The following is a 6154-nucleotide window of genomic DNA, read 5'->3' as shown; positions in this document are numbered from 1 at the left end:
TAGGGAGCATAGCCTTAGCTATGTGACCGGAGTTGCAACGCAGCAGAGTGACTGTTCACTTAGTCAGAAAATATGATTTCATTTGGTTAACTACTTACAGTTACACCGACTTTTAACTCTTAGTTACGAGACTTCAGACAGTGATTTCACCCAACCTGCCCAATCAATCGTCGGCACAGTCTATTGACTTCGAAGCCGCACGATACCCCATGGACGACAAAAAACATGCCCTTGTTATCAATCCAGATGTTGCCGGCGGGGGTGACCGCAGTACCGGTCTGAAGGTAAGAAACTGTCTTGCAGAAATGGGTTATTGCACCAGGCTACTCACCATAAAAATGCCCTCAGCTTTAACACCCAAGAACCAGTTAAGTCATTATGTAGTGTCTCAAGTGGAGAGGCTTTGCTCAACACATGGATTAAAACCTGACCATTCAAACCCTTTAACAGTGATCTCACCAATGCCAAAATACCAATGGCAAGATATTAAACAGGTGTTTGACATTTTACAAAAACACGTCCCCCTGGTGAGGGATAAATTAGTCATCATTAATGAACTGGCCTACCGTGGATCAAAAAAAAATAATGAAGAGTGCAGATCTTTCCTGGAAGAACTTTCGTTTAATTCTATAGAAGACCGTTGCCTTGGCTTTGATCAATCAAAAAATCAAATTGGTTATATGAGAATGCCTGATCAAGAGCTAACCAAAATAGACAAGCATTACAAGCCTGGTATTAAATTATTTTGTGACAGTTTTAACATTGATATTGATACTGAAAACCACAGATTTTTTTTCAGCTACCTAAGTTCTGATGACAGCATATCACTGATGGAATCCATCTTGTTTTTAAGAAACTCATTAATTGAATATGAGGCAAGTCTACCGCCAAAAAAATTAAATGATAGTTACTTTGGCAAGTTTCAGGCCAGTGTAAATCTCCATGTACATCACTATTTGCAACGATTTTATTCATACATGACAGGGGAAGATCATCAAATTCTTTTACCCGGCCAGATTCAAGAACGACGCTGCAGGCCCGCAGAGGTACAGGCAAACAACCTGTCAAACGCATCGGAAACACTTAACTACCTGTTTGTTTACAGAAATGATTTTACTGAAAGCATCAAATATTTTGTATATGCGCTGAAAGAATTAAATTCACTAAACAAAGACACCATTTCTATCTATCATCACATCAATGGCACATCAAAACATATATTCTCAACACCCATTACCTCATGCCCTGAACATTCGGCTAAAGATAGACACATTAATATTCACTTTATCAACCAGATCATCCCCAAATCGATCTTTTGGTATTTTATCAGGCTCTCTACGTCAGGCATTATGACTGGCGATAACTCCCTTTCAGAATATATGTCGATCAAAGACAGCCTTCCTTACTATGAAATTCAGCACTGGAAATCGGACTTTGTGAACGATTTATGGGAAAAGGCAGAGGATTCCGGAATTAAAGATCTGAAAAGTTACTACCAGGCCCGATGCACGGGTTTACACGCACAAACTGTTATTGAAGGAGAAGAAATAGCCACATATTATGATCGCCATTTATTCTATTTCGAAGAAATGAGTGCTGATTTTTCAATATTGACCCTTAATTCAAATCCAAACCCCAGAAAGGAAGCCGTCAGACGTGTCAGAGAAGTATTAAAGCGAAAAAAAGATTTTGAAAAAGAGTTTATTCAGCAGGACGCCAGACGCAACATTGCAAAATTATTTGATCCCGTGAGACTGACCGCCGAACTTGGCAACAGCACACCCGAAAAGCTCACTACAATTGGTTAAAATTATCTGGTTAAAATTATCTGGTTAAAATCATCTAAAAGCTGGGTCATTACTATGAATCTTTCCATCCCTAACAGCAAACCTGCCATCGATATTGTTGTAAGCTCTGAGTCAACAATAAAAAATAATGCTATTAAGAAAGCTTTTGCTCGCTATCATGTTAATGTGATTGCCACTAAGGCTCATTCCGGAATAAACAGTCAGCCTGTTGAAAATGAAACCTTAACCGGAGCTGGCAACAGAATAAAAGACGCGAAAGCAAAGTACCAGTCAAACGGTCGTCGCGCTGATTTTTTTGTGGCCATCGAAAATGGTATTTTCCATGAGCGGGTAAACGGTCAGAACGTATGGCTAGATAGAGCCGTCGTGGTTGTCGAGACATCCGGTGGCAAGCAGTACATCAGGACAACATCGCCGGTACTGTTGCCTGCAGAGTGTGTCGCTATTGCCCGGAAAAGGGGATTTGACAATATAACGGTTGGCCAGGTTATGGCCGAAATAGACAGTACGGTTCAGCATGATGACCCCCACTCAAGCTTGCCACCGTTTAAATCCCGTCAGGCATATCTGGAAGAAACGCTGGTTGAAATGGTGGGCACCTTAGAGCGGGAAAAAATGATCCGTCGGGTGTGAAGTGCTGCGCCATCTTCGCCGTCCACTTAGCGAGAAATTCAAGATTCGATATCATATTTAGAAAGCGGAATTGGTCTTATTCCCTCTGCCAATGTCTCTAATGCCAAAAATTGTTCCACGTTTAGCCTCATCTTTAAAAATTTACGTATTGTTATATTAACAAGCGGATGATCAAGATTGGCACCCAGTGTGATCAGTTTTTTAATAAACTCAAGGCTTTTGCTACCAATCTTTTTCTGACTCACTGCCTTGCTTGATAGCATAAATAAGTGGCGTTTCATTGTGGACTTTTAAGTTGCTAATACTTATGTGATTTATCATTGTTTTCAGCAAGTCTGGTGAGTCAGTATTGATAATCAACTCTAATAAAGTTTCTTTGTAGCTGTTTTCCGGGTCCCTGACCTTGAGCGCCAGTATCTCTTTTATTTTTTCAACAGTCCTGTATCTATCCGTATTGACAGATTGTTTTTCAGGTTAGCAATCGATTGTAGCAAAGGGTCATCATATAATTCCCGGATCATACCCTTTTGATTGCTGGCGTCATCTGTTGTATCAACATCCCATAAATATTCAATCACATTGGCAAGACGAACCCCTTTGATTAGAATGCAGGAATACAGCGAACTCTGGTTATCACGAATTTCAGAATGAAAATATCTTGACAACACATCGATTATCTAAACTGTATTTACACTGTCGGTTTTCGGATCAATCTTCAATACACCTGTTAACAGAAACTTGAATACTTTTTTTTCATTATTAATTTTATCAGATTGTTAGTTACTGTGACTTCTGCTGGTACGGTAAGTTCAATCAAGAGACGCCCACCATGCGAAAGGAATAAGCCAAATGGAATCTTTGGTTAAAATCCTTTAATAGAAAATCAAAAGATCCTCTCACTGCTGAATTTCATCTCTGTGAATCACAAATCAATACGGGATAACCTTGCTATTTCTTCCAATGTCACTATATCCGATAATTGTTGCTTGTTTAGCTTCAACTTTAAAAATTCACGTACTGTTATATATTTCGAAAATGGATGATCAAGATTGGCACCCAGCATGATCAGTGTTTTGATAAAATCAAAGATTGTTGTATCAATTTCTTGCATCATGGCAAATTGGGATAGTGCGGTATAGTTATTAGAGTCCTCACCATCAACGCAGAGTTTATGACATTCCAATATACGCTGAATTGTATATTTGTAGGGGTCAGGAAGAAAATCAGAGTTTTTTCTCTGATCCAAATTTTTCTGATAAGCGTGAATCGCTATTTGAAGTGGTGGTTTTCCGTCGAGTCCGGGTTCATTGATATCATCAATTTCTATTAACTTTGCGACAACATGCTCACTGCCATTCTTGATGGCATAATTAAGCCGTGTTTCATTGTTGACTTTTAAGTTATTAATACCCAAGTGATTGATCATTATTTTCAGCAAATTTGCTGAGTCAGCTTCGATAATTAACCTTAATAACGCTTCTTTATAGCTGTCTTTCAGGCCCCTGGCCTTAAGCTCGCACATTTCTTCACTTATTTTTTCAATAGCCCTCCATCTATCTAAACTTCTATCTAAACTGTTAGATTTTTTCAGGTTGGCAATCGATTGCAGCAAAGGGTCATCATATAATTCATGGCTCTTAGCCTTTTGATTGCTGGCATTTTCTGATAAGTCAACATCCCATAAATGTTCGATCACATTGGCAAGACGCTCCCCTTTATTTAAAATGCAGGTATACAGTTCGCTCTGCTCACCACTAATTACAGGATTGAAATATTTCGACAACAAATTAATCATGTAAACTGTATTTGCAACGTCGGTTTTTGGATCAATCTTCAATAAGCCGGTTAACAGAAATTTGAATACTTTTTTTTCATTGTCAGATAGTGAAGTTTTATTATAATATTTCATTAGAATTGATTCAATAAAGTCTCCAATACCCGCAAGTGTTTTTAAAGATTCTATCTTCAGCTCACCCTGCTTCTCTAGCTCCTCGAGAGCGACTTGTGCTTCTTTTGAATTAACAATCTCTCTATCTATTATTTTGCTGAAATATCGGGCATCCCCATATAATTCTTCCAGGAATAAAGAGGTTCTGGCAAGTGTTGGCAATACATCAATGATTTCAATATTCCTTTCATTGATAGCTGTGCCACGAGGACCTTTATCACATTCGGCGAGAATTTGGCCTTCATAAATTTCCATGAGTGCTGCTTTGTGAACCCAATTCATAGATTTTCCGGTACCTGCATCCATCAAGTACCGAGTTCCGAAATTTCTTTTGTCAAACAAGTAACCTGAAATCAATTCAAAATTTTCAACGTTCATAGTGTAAGTAATTCCTTTCATTAGCTTTGGTTTATCTGTTAACTCAGACATCTAATGGTACGGAAAGTTCAATCAAGAAAAGCCAGCAATTCCTCAACCAAGCCTGACAGCCGCAACAGTTCCGAGCGTATGCATCTTCCAATGCTTGATAAAACGCTCTGCCAGTGGGTGTATTCTCCCCGGCGTTTTGCACGGCTATTTATACCAATCCCACCTTCTGAATATGAACTGCGCAGCTCTTATTCAGAAGGTGGGATTGGAATTACCTGCCTTCGGGCTATCGCCACAAGCCTTGCGCAGCAAAAAACCGTAAGCCAGGCTAACTAAGCGGTTAGTGATTTATGGGAAGCACTTTGTTAAATACAAAAATCCAATTATTGATAAAACTCATGGAAATAGTAGAAATGTATACTGAAACTATCAGTCAATCCCACACATACCCTGCCCACTCAACTGGTCAAACATTGGCCAGAGCTGCAACATGCTTTGGTCGCACTATATGCAAGCTGTTCGTAGCCGTTCCCTACCTTACGCAAGAAATCTTTAGCATAACCACTGAGGCCCTGTTTGGTGCCGGAGGTGCTGCTATCGGTGCCGTAGGGTTTGGCGCTGTCAAGCTGGCAAGGAGGGCAGGATCAAAGCTGGGCATGTGTGTGACATCAACAAAGCCCCTGTCGGAATACATCATCAAAGGTTTCCACTGTGGTGCCAATATTGGCTGGATTCCCGGTCAAATCGTTGGCGCGGCTGCGCTGGTTGCCTTTATACCGCTGCTTGTGCATCCCGGTACACTGACTCTTTGCGGCACTTTTTTTGGCGCCTACAGCCTGGCAAGCGGTGTCACTGCCTACGGCGAAATTAAAAGAGATGGGCACTCAAATTTCGAGGATGACGCCAAAACTCTGTTGAGTGATATCCGCCATCAGTTTAGAGATTTTCATGAGTACCTTTATGGTGAAAAAGATGAGGACGTAACTTGCAAACCTGATGATAAAAGTACCAAAAAAATAGTCGCTTGATGAACTCAGTTGATTCCATGTGCCAATGGCTATAAGTAGCTGGCCATATGGAATCAAATATTTCTGGCTACTTGGGCTGTTACTATTCTCGGACAGCCTCCAAGGCACAACGGAGGAAGCATAGCCGTCGCTATGTGACCGGAGTTGTAAGGAAGCACGACTGCATGGATGCAGGAGAAACTGGTATTACCGTTTCTGTCACAGTCATCAACCACCGTGCTGATTGCCGAGACCAATCTTTCTGCTCGTGAGTTGAGCAATTGTTATTGACACCGGCAGGAATTTCAGTATGATCCGCCCTCGTTGATGCAGTGCGCTCGTAGCTCAGCTGGATAGAGTACCTGGCTACGAACCAGGCGGTCGGAGGT

5 protein-coding genes are annotated in these 6154 nt (G+C 40.7%); 3 read left to right on the top strand and 2 right to left on the bottom strand.

Going from position 1 to position 6154, the window contains the following annotated elements:
* The first annotated feature begins 209 nt into the window (after positions 1-209).
* Both KDK14_RS05040 and KDK14_RS05035 read left to right on the top strand, forming a co-directional pair.
* Positions 210-1808: a hypothetical protein gene (locus tag KDK14_RS05040; RefSeq protein ID WP_257263924.1), complete on the top strand. Its 1599-nt coding sequence runs from the start codon at positions 210-212 to the stop codon at positions 1806-1808.
* Between the two features lie 54 nt (positions 1809-1862).
* Positions 1863-2441 carry an inosine/xanthosine triphosphatase gene (locus KDK14_RS05035; protein WP_257263923.1) on the top strand — a complete coding sequence of 193 codons (579 nt, stop codon included), beginning with the start codon at positions 1863-1865 and terminating at the stop codon, positions 2439-2441.
* A gap of 38 nt (positions 2442-2479) precedes the next feature.
* Here KDK14_RS05035 and KDK14_RS05030 read toward each other — a convergent pair whose 3' ends face one another.
* Both KDK14_RS05030 and KDK14_RS05025 read right to left on the bottom strand, forming a co-directional pair.
* A complete protein-coding gene (locus KDK14_RS05030) occupies positions 2480-2722 on the bottom strand; it encodes a hypothetical protein (protein WP_257263922.1) in 243 nt (80 codons plus the stop codon).
* Positions 2723-3363: 641 nt separating this feature from the next.
* Positions 3364-4767 (bottom strand): ankyrin repeat domain-containing protein, encoded by a 1404-nt coding sequence (locus KDK14_RS05025; protein ID WP_257263921.1) that lies wholly within the window; start codon positions 4765-4767, stop codon positions 3364-3366.
* A 404-nt stretch (positions 4768-5171) separates the two neighbouring features.
* Here KDK14_RS05025 and KDK14_RS05020 point away from each other — a divergent pair, with 404 nt between their 5' ends.
* Entirely contained in the window at positions 5172-5786 is a 615-nt protein-coding gene (locus KDK14_RS05020; protein ID WP_257263920.1) for a hypothetical protein, read from the top strand.
* Positions 5787-6154: the final 368 nt, after the last annotated feature.

Origin of the sequence: Endozoicomonas sp. ONNA2 (assembly GCF_024606365.1) — a bacterium.
Classification (GTDB): Bacteria; Pseudomonadota; Gammaproteobacteria; order Pseudomonadales; family Endozoicomonadaceae; genus Endozoicomonas.
Note: the sequence above shows the minus strand (reverse complement) of the source record. Positions and strands in the feature narration are given on the sequence as shown.

Coding starts and splice junctions, on each gene's coding strand:
- KDK14_RS05040 (WP_257263924.1), top strand. CDS start 210: ATGGACGACAAAAAACATGCCCTTGTTATCAATCCAGATGTTGCCGGC.
- KDK14_RS05035 (WP_257263923.1), top strand. CDS start 1,863: ATGAATCTTTCCATCCCTAACAGCAAACCTGCCATCGATATTGTTGTA.
- KDK14_RS05030 (WP_257263922.1), bottom strand. CDS start 2,722: ATGAAACGCCACTTATTTATGCTATCAAGCAAGGCAGTGAGTCAGAAA.
- KDK14_RS05025 (WP_257263921.1), bottom strand. CDS start 4,767: ATGAACGTTGAAAATTTTGAATTGATTTCAGGTTACTTGTTTGACAAA.
- KDK14_RS05020 (WP_257263920.1), top strand. CDS start 5,172: ATGTATACTGAAACTATCAGTCAATCCCACACATACCCTGCCCACTCA.